We start from the raw sequence: 20,448 nt of genomic DNA, 5'->3' as shown, positions 1-20,448 counted from the left end.
GTGATGCGTGGCCGGGGTGCCGGCCGGTGGTGCGGACCGGCCGGACCGGCCGGAGAGGCCGCGCTCACCCTTGCCGGGAGGCCCGGTGGGCGTACCAGCGCTCCAGCATGCTCTTCAGCTCGCTCTGCATGAACGACAGGAACTCGTAGGTCTCCTGGACGCGCCGGCCTCCGGGGGACTCGGGGCCCAGGTCCTCCGCGCCGGAGCGCAGGGTGGCCATCCAGCCGGTCAGGAGCTGGTCCCGGTCGATCAGTGCCTCGTACCAGATGTTCTCGTGCACGCGGTAGAGCTCGCGCCGCGAGCCCGGTTCGCGTTCACGGCTGACCATGCGGACCTGGGAGAGGTAGCGCACGGCGCCGGAGACGGCCGCCGGGCTGATGCGGAGCCGCTCGGAGAGCTGGGCGGAGCTGAGTGAACCGTCTTCGGAGCTGAGCAGGCAGGCGAAGACGCGGGACGCCATGCGCTGCATGCCCGCCGCGGTCAAGTCGGCGGCGAAGCGTTCGACGAAGGCCGACGCCGTCTCGTCGTAGCGGCGCTGTTCCTCCGATTCGGCCTCCGCTCCGGACACGGCGGTCTGCCCGGGCTTCGGGTCGGATCGCTCTGGGGTCACGGTTTAGGGCTTCTCCCTGCTCAGTCGTGTTTCGCCGATCCTATCGCTTTCTGAACTTCACAAATTTATGAAACAAGCGTAGCTTCCTGACTATGGACACAGCCACCACCGCCATCTCTGTATCGGGTCTCGTGAAGACCTTCGGCCGGGTCCGCGCACTGGACGGACTCGACCTCGACGTCCGCACAGGCGAGGTCCACGGATTCCTCGGCCCCAACGGAGCCGGAAAATCCACAGCGATCCGCGTGCTGCTCGGCCTGCTGCGCGCGGACTCCGGCACGGCACGGCTCCTCGGCCAGGACCCCTGGGACGACGCGGTCTCCCTGCACCGCCGCCTCGCCTACGTGCCCGGTGACGTCGAGCTGTGGCCCAACCTGACCGGCGGCGAGGCGATCGACCTGCTCTCCCGCCTGCGGGGCGGCCTGGACACCGCCCGCAAGGACGAGCTGATCGAGCGCTTCGACCTCGACCCGACGAAGAAGGGGCGCACCTACTCCAAGGGAAACCGGCAGAAGGTGGCCATCGTCGCGGCGCTCGCCTCCGACGCCGAACTGCTGCTCCTCGACGAGCCCACCGCGGGACTCGACCCGCTGATGGAGGTGATCTTCCAGGACGTCATCTTCCAGGCGAAGGCCGCGGGGAAGACGGTGCTGCTCTCCAGCCACATCCTCGCCCAGGTCGAAAAGCTGTGCGACCGCGTGAGCATCATCCGGCTCGGCAAGATCGTCCAGTCCGGGACGCTGAGCGAGATGCGCCACCTGACACGCACCACCATCGAGGCGGAGACCGAACTCCCCGCGTCCGGCCTGGACGCGCTGCCGGGCGTGCACGACGTACGCACCGAGGACAGCCGCGTGCACTTCGCCGTCGACGGCACCCACCTCGACGAGGCCGTACGCCACCTCAGCGGACTCGGCATCCGGAGCCTCACCAGCCACCCGCCCACCCTCGAAGAGCTCATGCTGCGGCACTACGGCGACGAACTGGCCGCCAACGGCCACCGCGACGACGCCGGAAGCCTCAACGCGACCGGGGGAGCAGCCTGATGACCACCGGGACACAGGCGGAGGGCACCCCGTCCGCGGCACTGCGGACACCCCCGGCGCCCGGCACGCCCGCGGTCCACCGCCACCTGCTGGCCGGCACCGGCACCCTCGTCCGGTTCGCTCTGCGCCGCGACCGTGTCCGGCTGCCGGTGTGGATCGGCGCGCTGCTGCTGCTGACCTTCTCGACCCTCGGCGAACTCAAGGGCCTCTACTCCGAACCGTCCACACAGGCGACGCTGGCCAGGACGATGGACAGCCCGGCCGGTCTCGCCATGACGGGCCCGCGCCACTACCTGGAGGACGGCTACGGCATCGGCGCGATGCTCAGCCACCAGGTCATCGGCTTCTACGGCGTCCTGGTCGCGCTGATGAGCGTGCTGATCGTCGTGCGGCACACCCGCACCGAGGAGGAGACCGGCCGGGCCGAACTGCTGCGCTCGACCGTCGTGGGCAGGCATGCCGCGCTGACCGCTGCGCTGGTCGTCGCCGTCGTCGCCAATCTCGTGCTCGCCGCGCTGCTGAGTCTCAGCCTGGGCGGATCGGGCACCGACGAGCTGAGCTGGGGCGGATCGCTGCTGTACGGGGCGGTGTTCGCGGGCATGGGAACGGTCTTCGCGGCCGTCGCCGCCGTCACGGTGCAGATCACCGAACACGCGCGCGGTGCCTCCGGCATGGCGATCGGCGTGATCGGTCTCGCGTACGTGCTGCGCGCGGCCGGCGACGTCGGCGACGGGACGCTGTCCTGGCTGTCGCCGATCGGCTGGGCGCAGCGCAGCTATCCGTTCGTCGACGACCTGTGGTGGCCGGCGCTGCTGCTGCTCGCCGTGGCCGTGGTGACGGGCGCCGCGGGGTACGTGCTCAGCGCGCGCCGCGACGTGGGGGCGGGGCTGCGCAGGCCCCGGCCGGGCCGCCGGGCGGCGTCCCCGGCGCTCGTCCGGCCGCTCGGCTTCGCGCTGCGGCTGCAGCGCGGCATCCTGGTCGGCTTCGGCTTCGGGGTGCTGCTGCTGGGGGCGATGTACGGATCGATCCTGGGCGACGTCGACGACATGCTGGGGGACGTCGAGGTGATGGACGAGGCGCTCGCCCGCACCGGCGGCGCTGGTTTCGTGGACTCCTTCGCCTCCGTCGTCATGATCGTCAACGCGATCGTCCCCGCCGTGTACGTCGTGCTCGCCGCGTCCCGTCTGCGTGCGGAGGAGGGAGCCGGACGGGCCGAGTCACTGCTGGCCACCGGACTCTCCCGGGCCCGCTGGGCCTTGAGCCACCTGCTCGTCGCGGCAGCGGGCGGGACCGTGCTGCTGATCGTCACCGGGCTGGGGTTCGGCGCGTCGGGCGCGGCCTCCACGGGCGACGGCGGCCTCACGCTGTCCCTGACGGGCGCGGCGCTGGCCTACGCTCCGGCGCTGTGGGTCACCCTCGGCGTCGTGGCCGTGCTCTTCGGCTGGCTGCCGCGGGCCACGGCCGCCGCATGGCTGGTCCCCGTCTACGCGTTCCTGGTCGGATATCTGGGCCAGATCCTCCAGTTCCCCGACTGGATGAACGACCTCTCCCCCTTCGGGCACATCCCGAAGCTCCCCGCGGAGAACATGGACTGGGCGCCGCCGGCCGTCCTCACCGCGATCGCGGTGGCGCTGGTGGCGGCCGGTCTCGCCGGGTTCCGGCGCCGGGACCTGGAGATGAAGTAGGGCCGCCGGGGCGGGCGGTGGGCACGGAGGGGCTCACCGCTCGCGGGTGTACGTCAGTTCGGCGCCGTTCTCGAACGTACGGAGAAGCCGTCCGCCCTCGACGCTGAGCGAGGAGGTCTCCCCGGTGACGCAGTCACCGGAGGAGGCCGCCTCGTCGACGCCGGGCGGCGCGAGACGTACGGGCTCGCCCCCGCCGCCGACGGAGAACACGTCCGCCTTCGCCTCGCAGTGTTCGCTGGTCGCCTCCGAGACCATGTCGACGGACATGCTGCTCCCCGACACCTGCTCGACGGTCATCCGCTGGGTGCCGCCGCCCCGCAACGTCCGCTGCCAGGTGCCCAGGTACTCCTCCGGCAGCCTCTCCGGGCGCTCCACCCGCCGCAGGGTGGCGGTGCGGCCCGCCGCCTCCCACTCCAGGGTGGAGCCGGAGGTGCTGGTCAGCGTGTGGGAGCCCAGGGCCGAACACCTCTCCTCGGGAACGCTCTTGACGACTCTGGTGTCCAGCTCCAGCGACCCGCCCGCGGAGACGAGTTTGCCGTCGCTCTTGCACTCGTAGTCCTTGCCGAGACTGACGCTGTTGGCGACGACCTCGCCGATGTTGCCGCGCGAGACCACGAACCGCCGGTGCTGGCCCGTGGGTTCGCCGTCCCGTTCGACCTCCCCGCTCCAGGTGCCGACGTAGCTGTCGGGGATGTCGGAGGAGGAGGCGTCCCTTCCGCCGTCCCCGGAGCCCAGCAGGGGCAGTTCGGCGCCGGACGCGGCGAAGGCGACACCCGCGACGACGACGGCGGCCAGCGCCCCGAAGAGGACACGGCGGCGCGCACGCGGCCGGGGCGGCACGGGCGCTGGCCCCTGCTCGGGTGCGGAGGGGGTGGGCAGCCGCGACGTGGCTTCCGCGGGCTGTTCCTCAGCAGCCGGATCCTCCGCGGCCTGTGCCTCCGCGGCGGGCGCGGAGGAGGCCGGCACGGACGTGGCGGACGCCGGGACCGCGGGCGCCGCGGGCGTCGCGCCGTCGGGGACCCCCGGTGCGCCGGACCCGGAGGGCGGCGTGTCCGTGTCCAGCAACTGAACCGCGTGCCGCCCCAGTTCGGCGATGAGAGTGGCCGGCAGCCACGGCGCCGCCGCCGTTCCGGTCGAGACGGGCCGCACACCCGCGATGACGTCCTCGGGCGCGGGCCGCTCCTCCGGGTCCTTGGCCAGGCACGAGGCGATCAGGCCGCGCAGCGGCTCCTCGATTCCCTCCAGATCCGGGTCCTCCGTGGCGATGCGGAACATCACCGCGTGCATGCCGCCGCCGGAGAAGGGCGTACGTCCGGTCGCCGCGTACGCCAGCACGGAACCCATGCAGAAGACGTCACTCGCGGGTGTGACCGGCAGCGCGCGGATCTGCTCGGGCGACATGTAGCTGGGGGAGCCGACGACGACGCCTGTGCTCGTCACCGTCGAATCGGGGAGGGCGTCCAGGGCCCGGACGATGCCGAAGTCGATGACGCGGGGGCCGTCGATGGTGACCAGCACGTTGGACGGCTTGAGGTCGCGGTGGACCACGCCCGCCCCGTGTATGTCGAGCAGGGCCCCGGCGAGCCCGTAGGCGAGGGTGTGGACCGAGTTCTCGGGGAGCGGGCCCTGTCCGTTCTGCACACGGCTGGAGATGACCTGCTCCAGCGAGGGCCCCGCGATGTACCCGGTCGCGACCCAGGGGGATTCGGCCTCGGTGTCGGCGTCCAGCACGGGAGCCGTCCAGCGCTGTCCCACGCGCCGTGCCGCCTCCACCTCCAGCCGGAAGCGGGAGCGGAAGACCGCCTCGGCCGCCAGTTCCGCCTTGATCAGCTTCACCGCGACGGTACGTCCGCCCTCGGAGCGCGCCAGGTAGACCCGGCCCATGCCGCCGGCGCCGAGTCTGCTCAGCAGCCGGTAACCCCCGACCGAATGCGGGTCGTCCGCCTCCAGCGGTGCCATCTTTCCCCCTCGTCGCCACATCGGGTCTGCGGCTGTGCGTCCTGGCGTCGGGTCTCTCTCACTGTCGGTCACCAAGGTCACGGTCCGGCTGCCAACCTGTTCCCGTTTGGTGCGGGTGGGCGCCGGAAGTGGTGTGCCCGTGTGCCGGTCCTTACCGCTGCGACCTGGAGGTTGCCACGGGTTCGTCAGGTGCGGCCGGCGAGGCGTCCGTCCTGGAGGGCGGTGAGGCGGGGTACGAGGAACAGCGCGAGAATCGCCGCGGGGATGCCCGTGAAGTCGGTGAAAAGGGCGAGTGCGAGGGTCCCTTCGGCGTCGTTGATGCTCGACCCCTCGTACCAGCTCTCCCAGAAGCTGAGGAATCCGATGCAGAAGTAGATGACCCACAGCGTCCACCAGCCGTTGACCAGTCCGCGCCGTGCGGTGGGGCGCGGCCCGTATCCGTACCACGGCGGAACGGCCGGATCGCTCACGGCCCAGATGTCGTTGATCACCTGCTTGGGCATGAACAGGTTGCACACCGGGATGAAGAAGGAGGCGACGGCCATCTCGGCCGGGTACCGGATGCGGCCCGGCGCGAACGCCTCCGCGTTCACCCGCACCCGCCAGAACCACACCGACCACAGGACGACCAGGGCGAGAGCGATGGGGAAGCTGACGACCTCCAGCGCCAGCGTGGCGCCCCTGAGCACGTGGAAGTCGTCGATCGTCTGCACGGCACGCTCGCTGTAGTTCTCCATGTCGGTGAGCGCGCTGTCCACGAGGATGTTGACGATCAGGCCGGCGGCGTGGACCACCAGAAGGAGGGACAGCAGCACCGTCAGGCTCTGCGCGACCTTGCGGGGCGAGCGCGCCGGACGGTTCGGCTGCCCGGCGCCCGGCGGAGGTGTGGGTCCGGCGCCGAACCCGTTGCCGACCGGGAACGTCGTCTGGCCGTGGCCCTGTTGCCAGTGCGGCTGCGGTCCCGGATAGCCGGGGCTCGGGCCGTACACGCCGGTCATGGCGTTGCCGGGCGGCGGGGTCGAGGGCGCGGAGGGAGGGGGAGGCGTCGAGACCGCCGGAGGCCCCGCCGGCGGCGGCGTCGACGGTGCGGACGGAGGCGGCGTTGAGGCGGCGGAGGCCGGCACGCTGCCCGGGGCCGTTCCCGTCTGTGTGTCCCCGGTCCCTTCCGGGTCCTCGCTGTCGAGCAGCTGCACGGCGTGCCGACCGAGCTGCGCGAGCACGTCGCCCGGCAGCCACGTGCCCTTCAACTCGCCCTCCGTGCGGGCTATGAGCGCTTCCAGCGAGGGACGCGCGGCCGGGTCCTTGGCCAGGCAGCTCGTGACCAGTTCGAGCAACTCGTCCGAGAGTCCGGACAGTTCCGGCTCCTCCGCGGCGATGCGGAACAGCAGCGCGTGCACCCCGCTCTCCGCGGTGCCGAACGGCATACGCCCGGTGGCGGCGTAGGCCAGCACGGCGCCGAGGCAGAAGATGTCGCTGGCCGGGGTGACGTGGTGGCCGCGCACCTGCTCGGGCGACATGAAGCCGGGCGACCCCACCAGCGCGCCGGTGTGTGTCAGTCCCCCCGCCGACTGCACGGCGGAGTCCAGGGCGCGGGCGATGCCGAAGTCGATGACGCGGGGGCCGTCGATGGTGATGAGGATGTTGGACGGCTTCAGGTCGCGGTGCACCAGTCCCGCGCCGTGGATGTCGCGCAGCGCACGGACCAGTCCGGTGGCCAGCGCGGAGACCGTCCCGGGCGGCAGCGGCCCGTACTGCTGGTCGACCACCTCGGCCAGTGAGGGGCCCGCTATGTAACCGGTCGCCACCCAGGGCGTCTCGGCCTCGGTGTCGGCGGCGAGCACGGGAGCCGTCCAGGTGCCGCCCACACGCTGCGCGGCCGTGATCTCCTGCGAGAACCGGCGGCGGAAGTCGGGCTGCCGGGCGAGTTCGTGCTTGACGACCTTCACCGCGACGGTGCGGCCCCGCTTCGAGCGGGCCAGGTAGACCCGGCCCATGCCGCCTTCGCCCAGCCTGCCGCGCAGCCGGAAGTCCCCGATCCAGCCCGGGTCTTCGGCGCTGAGCCGTTCCATCCGCTCCCTACCTCTCCCCCGTCGTCCCCACGCCCCCGGCCCTACGGCCGCACGGAGGGCAGGACGCCCTTCCTCCCCTCCACCGGGACTGTACGCCGGGTGCACGCCGTGGTGATGACCGTCGCTGATCTGTTACGCGATCGGGCATGTACGGACCTGCTGCGGAGATGCCGCGGACGGAGTCCCGGCGGAAGTCCCGGCTGAAGTTCCGGCGGAAGTCCCGGCCGGAGTCCCGGCTGAAGTCCCCGCCCGGGCCCGAAGCCACAGGCCGGGCCGCCGGTGACGGTGGAAAACCCCACACTTCGGTCGCGACGGAAGACGGGGCGGCGGCTGGTCCCTAGGCTGTGGGCCGTCCCACCCGGCGCCCTCCCCCAGGGGCCCGAAGTTGAGGAGCCCGCACAGTGACCAGTACGCCCTCCCACGCCACCGTCGTTCCCGATCCGGCTGCCGGCCAGGCCGTCCGGGCCGCCGACCGCGCCCACGTCTTCCACTCGTGGTCCGCGCAGGGGCTGATCGACCCCCTGCCGATCGCCGGGGGAGAGGGCTCCTACTTCTGGGACTACGACGGCAACCGGTTCCTCGACTTCTCCTCCCAGCTCGTCAACACCAACATCGGGCACCAGCACCCCAAGGTCGTCGCCGCCATCCAGGAGCAGGCGGGCCGCATGTGCACCATCGCGCCCGGATTCGCCGTCGACGTACGGGCGGAGGCGGCACGGCTCGTCGCACGACGCACCCCCGGTGACCTCGACAAGATCTTCTTCACCAACGGCGGCGCGGAAGCGGTCGAGAACGCCGTCCGCATGGCCAAACTGCACACCGGCCGCCCGAAGGTGCTCAGCACCTACCGCTCGTACCACGGCCACACCGCCGCCGCGATCCACCTCACCGGCGACCCGCGCCGCTGGGCGAACGACACCGGCGCCGCGGGCGCCGTGCACTTCTTCGGCCCGCACCTGTACCGCTCGCACTTCTACGCCGAGACCGAGGAGCAGGAGTCGGCGCGCGCCCTCGCCCACCTCGAGGAGACCATCGCCTACGAGGGCCCGGGGACGGTGGCCGCGGTCATCCTGGAGACGGTCGCGGGCACCGCGGGCGTCCTGGTGCCGCCTCCCGGCTACCTCGCGGGCGTCCGCGAGATCTGCGACCGGCACGGCATCGTCTTCATCCTGGACGAGGTCATGGCCGGTTTCGGACGCACCGGCGCGTGGTTCGCCGCCGACCACTTCGGTGTGACCCCGGACCTGATCACCTTCGCCAAGGGCGTCAACTCCGGTTACGTGCCGCTGGGCGGCGTCGCCATCTCGGAGGAGATCGCGGCCACCTTCGACCAGCGCCCGTACCCCGGCGGGCTCACCTACTCCGGACATCCGCTCGCGTGCGGCTCGGCCGTGGCGACGATGAACGTCATGGAGGAGGAGGGCATCGTCGAGAACGCCGCGTGGATCGGTGAGAACGTCATCGGCCCGGCCCTCCGGGAGATCGCCGACCGCCACCCGTCCGTGGGGGAGGTGCGCGGCATGGGCACCTTCTGGGCGCTGGACCTCGTGGCCGACAGGGAGACCCGCCGGCCGCTGGTCCCGTACAACGCGAGCGGCCCGGACAACGCGCCCATGGCCGACTTCGCGGCGGCGTGCAAGCGCGGCGGCCTGTGGCCGTTCGTCAACATGAACCGTACGCACGTGGTGCCCCCGTGCACCATCAGCGAGGCGGAGGCGAAGGAGGGGCTGGCCGTCCTGGACGAGGCGCTGAGCGTCGCGGACGCGCATACGGGCGCTGCCGCCTCCGGACGCGGCTGAGACCGGCAGAGTCCGCTCCCATGATCAAACGCAGCACCCTGCGTGCGCAGATCGCCGCCGCCCTGCGGGACGAGATCCTGGCCGGACGGCTCCCGGCCGGGAGCCACTTCACGGTCAAGGAGATCGCCGAGCAGTACGGCGTCTCGGCCACGCCCGTACGCGAGGCGCTGGTCGACCTCGCGGCGCAGGGCCTGCTGGAGATGGAGCAGCACCGGGGCTTCCGCGTCCACCAGTTCACGGTCGAGGACTACCGGTCGATGGTGCAGGCGAGGATGGTCGTCCTCGACGGGCTCTTCCACGGGTACATCGAGGGCCAGGGCTCGGTGTGCACGCTCGACGGTGATCAGGGGCGGTCCTCCGCGGGGATCGTGGGGCCGGCCGTCGACCCCTCGGTGCTGGCCTCCGTAAGGCGCCGCGCCGACGCCGCCGTACGTGCCGCGCGCGCCGGTGACCTCGATGTACTCATCGGCTACGACCTGCGCTACTGGCGGGAGTTGGGCGAGATCATCGGCAACCCCTACATCTGCGGCTTCCTCGACCGGCTCCGCGTGCAGTGCTGGGTCTTCAGCGTGCCGGGGCTGCGCGGGGAGCGCGATGTGGCCCGGCGGCTGTGGGCAGGGCACCGGGAGCTGGCGGACGCGGTGGAGCGCCGTGACGCCGTGGAGGCACGGCACATCATCGCCGCGTACCACCGGCACGCGCTGGCGCTGTCGGAGACCCTGCGGCCGGCCGGGGCGCAGGACGGAGCAGACCCGGCCGGTAGCCCGGCGATGGGGCTCTCGCCGTGACCCGGGGCCTCCCGGCCAGTGGCTCGATTCTTGGGTGAACAGGCGGCCCGGCGCCGCATTACGCTGTTGCGGCCGGCCGAGGTCCGGCCACCGGAGGTGCGCCGGTCCGGCGGCGCACGTCTACCACCGAGCTGTGGATGGGAGCACCCCCTTGGCATGTGATCTCTGGCTGGTCCCCCTCGTCGATGTGCTGTGTCACAGCGCCGACAACCCCTTCGCCGAGGAGATCGCTGCCTACGACAAGGTGCTGACGGAGGCGGGTCTGCCACCGGTCCCCGTCCACAGCTACATGCCGGGCCTCTCCGGTGACGTCGCGCCCGTCGCGGGGTTCGACTACGAGGCGCTGCACTTCCTGCGGCGCGTCCACCTGCTGCACGTGTGCGGCCTCGAGGTCACGCCGGTGGACGAACTGGGCGGTGACTACGAGCAGTTGCTGGAGATGTTCGAGACGACGGCGCAGCGCTCCCACCTCGTGTGGCACTACGACCACGCGGGCGGATACGTCCCGGTCGACTTCGCCGTGCCGCTGGCCGACGATTCACTGATGGAGGGCGGCGGCCCCCTGGGATCGAGCCACGGGCTGCTGCGTGAACTGGAAGCCCTCGCCCCGCACTTGGACATCGACCCGGGCAACCCGCCGCCGACGCCCGCACCGCCGTCGCGGCCCACGGAGCTGGAGGAGCCGGCGGAGCCCCCGGCCGGATACGGGGAGGGGCCGTTCGCCCGGGAACGGCACGTCTGGCTGGGGCTGCACGCCGCCGCCACACGCAGCCTCGCGCAGGGGTCGATGATCGTCTTCAGCTAGTGCTGTCCGGGCCGTCCTCGCGGGCTCAGCGGGTTCCCTCCGGCGGCCGCTGTCTGGGCATGGCGGGGCGGAAGCCCGGCGGGACGAGGAACCGGCGGCCGTCGGGCGGCTGGTCCCGCCCCACCGGATGCGCGAGACGCGGTCCCGCCGTCTGCAGCCGCAGCGGTGACGGGCCGGAGACGACGTCCAGCATCCAGTCGGCGGTCTCGTCCCGCACGATCTCCGAGACGTCCTCCGCGAAGCTGCGCAGCATGGTCAGGCCGCGCTCGGCGGCCTCGCTCGCGCTGCCCTCCACCGGGCCGAGCGCCCCTCGCATCGCTTCGGACGCCCAGTCGTACTGCAGGCTCTCCAGGCGCCGGTGGAGGGCCTGTGCCGTGGCGACGTCCCGTATCCAGCCCGTCGTCAGGCCGAAGCAGCGGTCGGCGCCGACGCACACGGCGGCGCACAGCAGCAGGGCGAGATAGACCCAGGCGGCGTGCCGGACCGGCAGTGTCCTCGTCAGGGTCAGCAGCGGCATCACCGCTCCCGCCGTGGCGCCCAGGGCCGCGCCCGCGCGCAGCACGCGGGCGGCGCGGCGCTTGCGTACGCGGCTGGTGAGGTAGCGGTCGGCGGCGAGCAGGGTGCGCCGCTCCACCCACAGGTACAGCGCGTCCAGACGCTCGGAGGGCTCCTCCCAGCCTCCTCGCGGGAACGCCCTGCCCGGCTCGTCCGTCCGCTCCGCGCCATTCTCGCGTGAGGCGCCCTCGGACCGCATGTCCGGCTGACTCACCCCGCCACTCCCTACGACACCCGCCCGGCGACCGGACCGGCGGCGCCCGGCCGTGCCGGGCGGGGCGCCGGAACCGCCCGAGGCACCTTTCTACCGCCATAAGTCAGGACGCAACACCGTGTTCTGCTCGAATCACCCCGAGAGCGGGCACTGTTCGGGAATGGGTAACATTCACGCCTCACCCGAAAGAGTGCGGCGACATCCGTCGCGGGTCCGCACCGCACACGCGCCGCCGGTGACGACCGGGGGTCCGCCGAGGGTGTGGTCCGGCCCCCGGGGCACGGCGTCTAGGCTGCCCCCGTGAGGATTCTGGTCATCGGCGGCGGCGCCCGCGAACACGCCCTGTGCCGCTCTCTCTCGCTCGACCCCGAGGTCACCGCCCTGCACTGCGCGCCCGGCAACGCCGGGATCGCCGAGGTGGCGACACTGCACGCCGTCGACGCACTGGACGGCGCGGCCGTCGCCGCCCTCGCGCGGACCCCGCAGGTGAGCGCCGACCTCGTCGTCATCGGCCCGGAGGCGCCCCTCGTCGCCGGCGTCGCGGACGCGGTACGGGCCTGCGGCATCGCGGTGTTCGGGCCGTCGGCCCAGGCCGCGCGGCTGGAGGGGTCGAAGGCGTTCGCCAAGGACGTGATGGCCGCCGCGGGGGTGCCCACGGCGCGCAGCCACGTGTGCGTCACCCCGGAGGAGGCGGACGAGGCGCTGGCCGGTTTCGGCCCTCCGTACGTCGTCAAGGACGACGGTCTCGCGGCCGGCAAGGGCGTCGTGGTGACCGGCGACATCGAGGAGGCCCGTGCCCACGCGCGTGCCTGCGGACGGGTCGTCATCGAGGAGTTCCTGGACGGCCCGGAGGTCTCGCTCTTCGCCGTCACGGACGGTGAGACGGTCGTCCCGCTGCAGCCCGCCCAGGACTTCAAGCGCGCCCACGACGGCGATGAGGGCCCCAACACCGGCGGCATGGGCGCCTACTCGCCGCTTCCGTGGGCGGACCCGAAGCTGGTGGAGGAGATCGAGCAGTCGGTGCTCCGGCCGACGGTCGACGAGATGCGCAGGCGGGGCACACCCTTCTCCGGGCTGCTCTACGCGGGGCTCGCGATCACCTCCCGGGGCCTCCGCGTCATCGAGTTCAACGCACGGTTCGGCGACCCTGAGACCCAGGCCGTGCTGGCGCGGCTGCGCTCCCCGCTCGCCGGTCTGCTGCGCGCAGCGGCGGACGGGCGGCTGGCCGGATTCCCGCCGCTGCGGTGGAGCGAGGAGGCCGCGGTCACCGTGGTAATCGCCGCGCACGACTATCCGGCCACTCCCCGCACGGGGGACGTCGTCGAAGGGCTGGAGGAGGTCGCGGAGCTGGACGCGCCCGCCGCCTACGTGCTGCACGCGGGCACCAAGCGGGACGCGGAGGGCAGGGTGGTCAGCTCGGGCGGCCGGGTTCTGTCCGTCACGGCCACCGGGGCGGGGCTCGCCGGTGCGCGCGAGCGCGCGTACGAGGCGGTCGGGCGCATCCGGCTGGACGGCTCGCACCACCGTACGGACATCGCCGAGAGGGCTGCCGCACGCAAGCCGCACACGGGCTGATCACGGGCATTCGGGACACCTCCCCCACCCCCCGGCAACGCAAGAGCTCTCCCCAAAGCCATTCCATCGAGTGACCGCGCGGCGGAGCGGCTGACGAGTGCGAGGGCCCCAACTAGGGTTCCGCGCAAGCCGCATGACAAGCCGCGCGAAGCGTCCCCGACTGGCCCCGCGCACGTTGCGCCGTCACCACGTGCTGCCACAGTGGGGGAAGCCGAAGTCCGGCAGTTCGGACACATCGTCTGGGGGTGAGCAGTTCGTGGTGGGCCGGCAAGCAGGCGCGCGCTCGGCGCGCTCACATGCTCTCTCCGTGCTCCGCATCCGCGGAACGGCGCTCGCGCTCGCGCTGCTCCCCGCGGCGGCCGCGGTGATCCTCCTCGCGGCAGAGATGACGGGCCGCATCGGCGCGGACTGGCGGGGGGTGCGCTGGGCCGTGACCGCCGTGGCCCTGCTGGTGCTCGCGGTGGCGGCCGGGGTGGGCGCCGTGATCGTACGGGCGAGGCCCGCCCTCACGCCCACGGTCGACATCGACGAGCGCACCGCCCCCGACCTGTACCACCTGGTGCGGGACCTCGCCGAACGGCTGGAGGTCCCCGCACCCTCCGCCGTGGCGCTCACCCCCGACTGCGACAGCTGGCTGGAGGACCGCACCCACGGCTCGCGCGGCGGACGTCAGCGCCCCGCCCCCGTCCTCGTCGTCGGTTCGCCCTTCCTGTGGTGGATGCGGGTCGCCGAACTGCGCGCCCTGCTGGCCCCCGTCGTCGCCGGTACGGGACCTTCGGCGCATCCCGACATAGCAGCCGCCCGCCGATTCGTGCGGGGGCTGGACGCCGCGGTGGCCGTCGCCGACCACGCCGCGGAGGCCGCGCCCGCCGCCCACGTACGCCCGCTGCGCCTCCCGGCGCTGCGCTTCGCGGGCGGGTGCGCCCGTCTGATGCTGCGGGCCTGTGCCCCGCACGCCGCCGAGATGGAGCGCGGCGTGGCCGCTGCCGCCGCCTTCCGCGCACAGGGTGTGGACTACGCGCTGCGCGTCGCCGCGCAGGAACAGGTCGGTCTCGCCTACGCGGGCTGGGACCGGCTGCTGACACGGGTCGCGCTGCCCGCCTGGCGCATCGGCCGGTGGCCCGCACGGCTGGACGCGGGAGTGGTCTCCGCCCTGACCGAGCTCTCCCGGCGCGACAGGCTCGCGGAGGGATTCACCTCCCGGCTCGGGGAGCGGCCCGCCTGCGACCTGCTGAACGAGCCCGGCAACGTGGACGAGGCGATCTCCCTGCTCGCCGCGCGCCTCTTCCACGGCGGTCCGGCCGAACCCGGCCCCGACTGGGCGCCGGTGGACTGGCAGGCGTACCCGGAGGAAGTCGTGGACCGCATATGGCGTACCAGCGCCGCCCGCCTCTTCCACGAGCTCTACGAACTCGACAGGCTCGGCACGGGTGACGGCGCCACGGGTGCCGGCGGCTCAGGTGACGGCGGTGGTGACGGCTCTGGTGACGGCGGTCCGGGACGCGAGGTGGCGGCGTCCCGGGGGAGCGGCACAGCCCCCGCGCGCGGTACGGACGCCCTCCCCGGCCCCACGCTCGCCCGGGTCATGGAGCGGCTCACCGCCGACGCCGGAGCCGGTACGGAAGCGCCGGCCGCCCGCATCGCCGCCCGCGTGGCCCGCGAGGCGGCGGAGACCGGGCGGGAGGGAGCCCTCGTCGGACCGCTCATAGCCGGTACGGGAGAGGGCGCGGGGGCGCCCATGGGGCTGCCGCTCCAGGCGCCGCGCGGCGGGCGGGAACTGATGACGGAGCACATCACCGCCGTGGTCTGCTGCGCGGCGGTGGACACCGCCGGCGCCTCGCCGGGGCTGGACTGGCTCGACGGTCCGGTGCTCCTCGTCGAGGGCAGGCGCGCGCCGGACCTGACGGGCCCGGTGCTCGCACTCGTGGAGAACGCGGACGACCAGCCGCTGCGCGACTGGCTCGCCGCCGTCGGCGTACGGCCCGAGAAACCCGTCCGCCTGGTCTGACCCCGTTCGGCGTCCGCCCGGTCCGGGGCGTCCCGGCGGTCCGGCGTCCGGCCGGGCACCGGGAGGCGCCGCTCAGGTGCCCCGATGCCGCTCAGTGCCGCTCCAGTCCCCTCAGGACCGCCCGCTCGACAGGTGTCGGCGACGCTCCCGTCAGGTCGAGCAGACCAGCGGGTTCCAGGGGCGGTTGAGCCAGGAACCGGGGAACCGTACCGCGGTGGGCCTGTGCGGCGTGCACGAGGAACGGATGGCACAGATACACATCACCGGCATTGCCCGTGGCGGCGACCTCCGTCCGCCCCTCACCGGCGGGGACGGCGTCCCCGCACAGCGCGAACCACTCGCGCCCCTCCTCCCCCGAACCGGCCAGCAGCGCGGGCACATCGAGGTGGGAGCCGGAACGGACGCGGGTGGGCGCGTCGGCCGGGCCGGTGTCGGAGAGCAGGAAGAGCATCAGCAGCGCCCGGCCGCGTGAGCGCAGGCTCACCCGGCCCTCTCCGCCGTCGCCGGCGAATCCGGCGTCCAGATGCCACCCGTCGTCACCGGGTTCCTTCCCGCTGGGGAAGCGGACGGGGAACGTGCCCAGCCCCCGTGGCGCCCGCCAGCGGTCCCGTCCGGCGAGCTGATCGTAAGCCTCGTGCAGCGCCGCCGTGTTGGCCGCCTCGCGGAACGGCGGGGTGGAGAAGCCGCCCAGGCGGACGACCGGCTCCGTCCACGTGGCCGCGTCGTGGGGGTCGCAGCCGGTGGCCTCCCACAGCTCCGCCCGGCACCGCTCGGCCGTCCCGCGGGAGAAGGCACCGGGCAGCCGGACGAAGCCCTCTTCGACGAACGCCTCGATCTCCTCGCCGGTCAGCATCGGCACCCCCACTCGGCACGGCTCACCGGCGCAGTCTCCGCAGCGGCGGCGACGCACCGCAACGTGTTTTCGGAATGCCGGCGGAGCGTCAACGACCGCTTCCACGACCAACGGTGACGCCCCGCTCGCGTAATGTGATGGGCGGACGCGCCGCCGGACGCGCTGTCGGGCGGGCGAGGAACAGTTGGGTGGGAGTCACACGTGGCCACGCAGGACATCCGGCGTTGGGAGTCGGGAGCACTCGCGCACGCCGTCACCGACCCGTTCGGCCAGGGACCGCTGCCCTGGCTGCGGTTCGGCGACCAGTACTTCGACAACGGCCGCATGATCCCCTGGTACGTGGACCACACCGGCCTGGAGGGCGCGGCTCCCGACGTCGGCGTCCGCCGCAGCACCCACGCGGGCCGCCCCCACGCCGCCGACGACGTGCACTGTCAGATCAAGGGCTTCGCCGGGAGCGACGGCGGGACCGCGCCGGGCGAGGCACTCGACTTCCGGATCACCGTCGACCCGCCGCAGTCCTTCCACGCCGACGTCTACCGCATCGGGCACTACGGAGGCGACGGCGCCAGGAAGATCACCACCAGCCCCCGCCTGTCCGGCATCCGCCAGCCCGCGCCGCTCACCGCCGAACGCACCGTCTCCTGCCACCACTGGTGGCTGTCCTGGCGGCTGCACATCCCCGAGCACTGGTCCACCGGCGCGTACGTCGCCGTCCTCACCACGGCCGACGGGCAGCACCGTTCGCACGTCCCCTTCACCGTTCGCGACCGCGACCCGGTCGGCGACCGCGACTCCACCGGGCTGCTGCTGGTGCTGCCCGACATCACATGGCAGGCGTACAACCTCTTCCCGGAGGACGGCCGCGACGGCGCCAGCTTCTACCACGCCTGGGACAAGGAGGGCCGGCTGCTTGGCGGGGAGGACGCCGCCGTCACGGTCTCCTTCGACCGCCCGTACGCGGGCGCCGGCCTTCCCCTGCACATCGGCCACGCCTACGACTTCATCCGCTGGGCCGAGCGCTTCGGCTACGACCTGGCCTACGCCGACGCCCGCGACCTGCACGCGGGCCGCGCCGACCCCTCGCGGCGCAGCGGCGTGATCTTCCCCGGGCACGACGAGTACTGGACCGTGCCCATGCGGCGGGCCGTGGAACGCGCCCGCGACCGGGGCTCCGCGCTGGTCTTCCTCTCGGCCAACACCATGTTCTGGCAGGCGCAGTTGGACCCGCTGCCGGGCGGCTCCCGCGACCGTCTGCTGACCTGCCGCAAGCAGCGCGGGCCCGGGCGCGGCGCCCAGTGGCGCGCCCAGGGCGAACCGGAACAGCACCTGCTGGGCATCCAGTACGAGGGCCGGGTGCCCCGGCCGACCCCGTTGGTCGTACGCAACAGCGAACACTGGCTGTGGGAGTCGACGGGCGCCGCCGACGGCGAGCAGTTGCCCGACCTCGTCGCGGGGGAGGCCGACCGCTACTTCCCCCGTACGAGCCTGCCGGACCACACCGAGCGCGTCCTGCTCGCCCACTCCCCGTACCGCGACGTGCGCGGCACCGGACGCCACCAGGAGACATCCCTCTACCGTGCGCCGTCCGGCTCGCTGGTCTTCTCCTCGGGCACCTTCGCGTGGTCGCCCGCGCTCGACCGCCCCGGCCACGTCGATCCCCGTGTTCAGCGCGCGACGTCCAACCTGCTCGACCGCGCCCTGCGGAACGGCTGAGGTGCGCTCCGTCCAACGCGGCCGTGACCGCCGGGCCTGGCGGGTGTGCGACGGCGTGTACGGGACAATCGGAACCGGAAGTCGCAACCCTCACCCGTCGGCGTGGTCTGTCGCTGCGCACGGCCTTGATGTGATCCCGGAGGAGCAGTGTCCGGATTCGTGGAGAAGCCCCGTCCCGTGCAGGTGCCCGGCCTGCTGCACCTGCACACGGGCAAGGTGCGCGATCTGTACCGGAACGAGGCCGGCGATCTCGTCATGGTGGCCAGCGACCGCGTCTCGGCCTACGACTGGGTGCTGCCCACCGAGATCCCGGACAAGGGCCGCATCCTCACGCAGCTCTCGCTGTGGTGGTTCGAGCAGCTCGCCGACCTCGTCCCGAACCATGTGATCGGCACAGAGGCGCCTCCCGGCGCGCCGGCCGACTGGGAAGGCCGCACGATGGTGTGCCGTTCGCTGCGCATGATCCCGGTCGAGTGTGTCGCACGGGGGTATCTGACGGGTTCGGGCCTGGCCGAGTACGAGGAGTCCCGTACGGTCTGCGGCCTGGCGCTGCCCGAAGGGCTCACCGACGGTTCGGAGTTGCCCGCGCCCATCTTCACGCCCGCGACGAAGGCCGCCGTCGGCGACCACGACGAGAACGTCAGCTACGAGGACGTCGCCCGCGAGGTCGGGACGGAGACGGCCACCCAGCTCCGCCAGCTCACCCTCGCCGTCTACCAGCGCGCCCGTGACGTGGCCGCGGACCGCGGCATCATCCTCGCGGACACCAAGTTCGAGTTCGGGTACGGCGAGGACCGCGAGGACGACGGAATCGGTATCCCCGCCCGTTCCGGTACCGAGCTGGTCCTCGGCGACGAGGTGCTGACCCCGGACTCCTCCCGGTTCTGGCCCGCCGACCTGTGGGAGCCGGGCAGGCAGCAGCCGTCCTTCGACAAGCAGTTCGTGCGTGACTGGCTGGCCGGGCCGGAGTCCGGCTGGGACCGCGGCAGCGGGACGCCGCCGCCCGGGCTGCCGGAGAAGACCGTGGAGCAGACCCGCGCCAAGTACGCCGAGGCGTACCGGATGCTCACCGGTCTGGAATGGTCCTGAGGCCGGTGCCCGAACGGTTGGCCCGCTGAATTCGCCTGCTCGGCCGGGTGGTTCGCGGACAATGCGAAAAAGGGCCCGGAGCGGCAGGAACGACACGGCCGACAAGAACGAACACGAACGGCACGGACGACAAAGGGAACGGACGGCGGGCAGCCGATACCGGAAACGAGTCAAAGCGGATTTCGGGCGGCAAAGGGAGCCCACTCAGGCATCCGGCACCGGACGACACGGACGAGGGCGAACGGAAGGGGCCCGGCCGACACGGCCGGGCCCCTTCAACGTTCACCGCGTCTGCGGTACATGGAGCGGACGACGAGGTTCGAACTCGCGACCTCAACCTTGGCAAGGTTGCGCTCTACCAGCTGAGCTACGTCCGCAGAGAACAACGGCGATCACCGGACACCGGACGGAACTTCGGCCGGGCCGACCGCCACCCACTATAAACCAAACTCACGGACGTACTTTCCGGAGCCGAATCCTCCGTCCAGGACGGTGCATACAGGGGCAGATGCTGACCACGTGACGGCCTCCCCCGAATTGTTGTCAGCCCGGGGGGTGTTGGACGCCTTCGTTTTTTCTATGCTCGGACTCCTGTTCAGGCTCGTGGGTACCCAAGCTTTAAAGACCACGGAGACACGGGCCGGCAGGCGACCGGACAGGGGGAGATCAGCTTGGGTACGAATGAGATGTCTCATCTCGGACTCACCGAGGAGCAGGAGCAGATCTACCGCTTGTGCCTTCGTGAGCCCGGGATCGGCCTGGACGGTCTCATCGACCAGCTCGGCCTGCCCCCGACGGCCGCCCGCAGCGAGCTGAACCGGTTGCGCGAACTGGGCCTGCTGCGCAAGCAGACGGAGGGGCTGGCCGCGGCGGACCCCGACGTGGCGGTCGCACGGCTGCTGGACCTGCGTCTGCACGAACTGCACGAGAAGTTCCAGCGGGTCACCCAGCTCCAGCCGTTGGTGGCCTCGCTGCGCGCGGAGCGAGGCGAGCAGCGAGGCCCGGCCGTGGTCGGCATCGACCAGGTCACCGACCCGGCCAAGATCCGCGACCGGGTCGACGACCTGGCGTTCTTCGCCCGCGAAGAGGTGTCACTGGTGGAGCCGGTGGCGGCGCTGCGCGAGGAGGAGATAGAAGAGGCCCGCCCGCGCGTGCTGCGCTGCCTGCGCAGAGGTCTCTGTGTACGCACGGTCCTGGTCCGCAAGGTGCTGGACGACGCGCCCACCGTCGCGTACCTGCGGGAGCTGGAGTCCCACGGCGCGCGGGTGCGGCTCATCAGCCACACCGCGGCCAGGATTCAGATGTACGACCGGCGTACCGCCGTGGTCCCTGTGCATCCCGAGGACAGTTCGCGGGGGGCGCTCTTCGCCGAGGAGAGCGTGCTGGTCTCCAACATCCTCGCCATGTTCGAGTCGATCTGGGCGGAGTCGGTCGACATGGCCTCGCTGTTGGGGGAGCAGAGACCCGACGAGGACGGGCCCTCCGAACTGGAGCGGCTGGTCCTGCGTGCGATGTGCTCGGGAGGCAAGGACGAGTCCGGGGCTCGTGAACTCGGCGTCTCCGTACGCACGTACCGCCGCTACATCGCGGATCTCATGCAGATGCTCGGCGCGGGGAACCGCCCGCAGGCGGCTCTCCTGGCGCGGGAGCGCGGCTGGATCTGAGGCAGACCCCTCC

Annotated in this window: 15 protein-coding genes and 1 tRNA gene; 10 read left to right on the top strand and 6 right to left on the bottom strand. The window is 72.4% G+C overall.

What is annotated here, in order from left to right; translation table 11 throughout:
* Nucleotides 1–64 precede the first annotated feature (64 nt).
* Nucleotides 65–610, bottom strand: a complete 546-nt coding sequence (locus tag H343_RS0127040) for a GbsR/MarR family transcriptional regulator (protein ID WP_486587072.1) — start codon at nt 608–610, stop codon at nt 65–67.
* A 92-nt stretch (nt 611–702) separates the two neighbouring features.
* On the opposite strand from H343_RS0127040, the gene H343_RS0127035 reads away from it, so the two are divergent.
* Complete coding sequence (locus tag H343_RS0127035) at nt 703–1,656, top strand: ABC transporter ATP-binding protein (protein WP_037905375.1); 954 nt, start codon at nt 703–705, stop codon at nt 1,654–1,656.
* Nucleotides 1,656–3,341, top strand: coding sequence for an ABC-2 transporter permease (locus H343_RS0127030; protein ID WP_037905369.1), 1,686 nt, complete (start codon nt 1,656–1,658; stop codon nt 3,339–3,341). Before H343_RS0127035 ends, H343_RS0127030 begins: the two co-directional genes overlap by 1 nt.
* A 33-nt stretch (nt 3,342–3,374) precedes the next feature.
* Here H343_RS0127030 and H343_RS0127025 read toward each other — a convergent pair whose 3' ends face one another.
* Nucleotides 3,375–5,300, bottom strand: coding sequence for a serine/threonine-protein kinase (locus H343_RS0127025; RefSeq protein ID WP_028433665.1), 1,926 nt, complete (start codon nt 5,298–5,300; stop codon nt 3,375–3,377).
* 185 nt (nt 5,301–5,485) lie between these two features.
* Nucleotides 5,486–7,369 carry a protein kinase domain-containing protein gene (locus H343_RS33140; RefSeq protein ID WP_037905366.1) on the bottom strand — a complete coding sequence of 628 codons (1,884 nt, stop codon included), beginning with the start codon at nt 7,367–7,369 and terminating at the stop codon, nt 5,486–5,488.
* 401 nt (nt 7,370–7,770) lie between these two features.
* Here H343_RS33140 and H343_RS0127015 point away from each other — a divergent pair, with 401 nt between their 5' ends.
* The 3 genes from H343_RS0127015 (at nt 7,771) to H343_RS0127005 (ending at nt 10,761) form a co-directional block, all read left to right on the top strand.
* The gene (locus H343_RS0127015) at nt 7,771–9,168 is read left to right on the top strand and encodes an aspartate aminotransferase family protein (protein ID WP_028433664.1); all 1,398 of its coding nucleotides are present in this window, start codon (nt 7,771–7,773) and stop codon (nt 9,166–9,168) included.
* Nucleotides 9,169–9,188: 20 nt separating this feature from the next.
* Nucleotides 9,189–9,956 (top strand): GntR family transcriptional regulator, encoded by a 768-nt coding sequence (locus tag H343_RS0127010; RefSeq protein WP_037905364.1) that lies wholly within the window; start codon nt 9,189–9,191, stop codon nt 9,954–9,956.
* 151 nt (nt 9,957–10,107) lie between these two features.
* Nucleotides 10,108–10,761: a hypothetical protein gene (locus H343_RS0127005; protein ID WP_028433662.1), complete on the top strand. Its 654-nt coding sequence runs from the start codon at nt 10,108–10,110 to the stop codon at nt 10,759–10,761.
* A 25-nt stretch (nt 10,762–10,786) separates the two neighbouring features.
* Here the strand turns inward: H343_RS0127005 and H343_RS0127000 are convergent, their stop codons facing one another.
* Nucleotides 10,787–11,530: an SLATT domain-containing protein gene (locus H343_RS0127000; RefSeq protein ID WP_028433661.1), complete on the bottom strand. Its 744-nt coding sequence runs from the start codon at nt 11,528–11,530 to the stop codon at nt 10,787–10,789.
* A 300-nt stretch (nt 11,531–11,830) separates the two neighbouring features.
* On the opposite strand from H343_RS0127000, the gene purD reads away from it, so the two are divergent.
* Both purD and H343_RS0126990 read left to right on the top strand, forming a co-directional pair.
* On the top strand, nt 11,831–13,105 hold the full coding sequence (gene purD, locus H343_RS0126995) for a phosphoribosylamine--glycine ligase (RefSeq protein ID WP_028433660.1): 1,275 nt from the start codon (nt 11,831–11,833) through the stop codon (nt 13,103–13,105).
* Nucleotides 13,106–13,412: 307 nt separating this feature from the next.
* Nucleotides 13,413–15,113 (top strand): hypothetical protein, encoded by a 1,701-nt coding sequence (locus tag H343_RS0126990; RefSeq protein WP_486587071.1) that lies wholly within the window; start codon nt 13,413–13,415, stop codon nt 15,111–15,113.
* A gap of 91 nt (nt 15,114–15,204) precedes the next feature.
* Here H343_RS0126990 and H343_RS0126985 read toward each other — a convergent pair whose 3' ends face one another.
* Nucleotides 15,205–15,966 carry a phytanoyl-CoA dioxygenase family protein gene (locus H343_RS0126985; RefSeq protein WP_028433658.1) on the bottom strand — a complete coding sequence of 254 codons (762 nt, stop codon included), beginning with the start codon at nt 15,964–15,966 and terminating at the stop codon, nt 15,205–15,207.
* 201 nt (nt 15,967–16,167) lie between these two features.
* Here H343_RS0126985 and H343_RS0126980 point away from each other — a divergent pair, with 201 nt between their 5' ends.
* Both H343_RS0126980 and H343_RS0126975 read left to right on the top strand, forming a co-directional pair.
* Nucleotides 16,168–17,682, top strand: coding sequence for a N,N-dimethylformamidase beta subunit family domain-containing protein (locus H343_RS0126980; RefSeq protein WP_028433657.1), 1,515 nt, complete (start codon nt 16,168–16,170; stop codon nt 17,680–17,682).
* A gap of 147 nt (nt 17,683–17,829) precedes the next feature.
* Nucleotides 17,830–18,771 (top strand): phosphoribosylaminoimidazolesuccinocarboxamide synthase, encoded by a 942-nt coding sequence (locus H343_RS0126975; RefSeq protein ID WP_028433656.1) that lies wholly within the window; start codon nt 17,830–17,832, stop codon nt 18,769–18,771.
* A 301-nt stretch (nt 18,772–19,072) separates the two neighbouring features.
* On the opposite strand, the gene H343_RS0126970 is transcribed toward H343_RS0126975, so the two are convergent.
* Nucleotides 19,073–19,148: transfer RNA gene (locus tag H343_RS0126970), tRNA-Gly, on the bottom strand.
* Between the two features lie 294 nt (nt 19,149–19,442).
* On the opposite strand from H343_RS0126970, the gene H343_RS0126965 reads away from it, so the two are divergent.
* Nucleotides 19,443–20,435, top strand: a complete 993-nt coding sequence (locus tag H343_RS0126965) for a LuxR C-terminal-related transcriptional regulator (RefSeq protein WP_028433655.1) — start codon at nt 19,443–19,445, stop codon at nt 20,433–20,435.
* Nucleotides 20,436–20,448 lie beyond the last annotated feature (13 nt).

This window comes from Streptomyces sp. TAA204, from assembly GCF_000424965.1.
The sequence above is the reverse complement of the archived record's forward strand: the minus strand, read 5'-3'. Positions and strand labels throughout refer to the sequence as shown.

Bases quoted from the DNA above. Each gene is read 5' to 3' on its own strand.
- H343_RS0127010 (WP_037905364.1), top strand. From the start codon at position 9,189: ATGATCAAACGCAGCACCCTGCGTGCGCAGATCGCCGCCGCCCTGCGG.
- H343_RS0127025 (WP_028433665.1), bottom strand. From the start codon at position 5,300: ATGGCACCGCTGGAGGCGGACGACCCGCATTCGGTCGGGGGTTACCGG.
- H343_RS0127030 (WP_037905369.1), top strand. From the start codon at position 1,656: ATGACCACCGGGACACAGGCGGAGGGCACCCCGTCCGCGGCACTGCGG.
- H343_RS0126985 (WP_028433658.1), bottom strand. From the start codon at position 15,966: ATGCTGACCGGCGAGGAGATCGAGGCGTTCGTCGAAGAGGGCTTCGTC.
- H343_RS33140 (WP_037905366.1), bottom strand. From the start codon at position 7,369: ATGGAACGGCTCAGCGCCGAAGACCCGGGCTGGATCGGGGACTTCCGG.
- H343_RS0127035 (WP_037905375.1), top strand. From the start codon at position 703: ATGGACACAGCCACCACCGCCATCTCTGTATCGGGTCTCGTGAAGACC.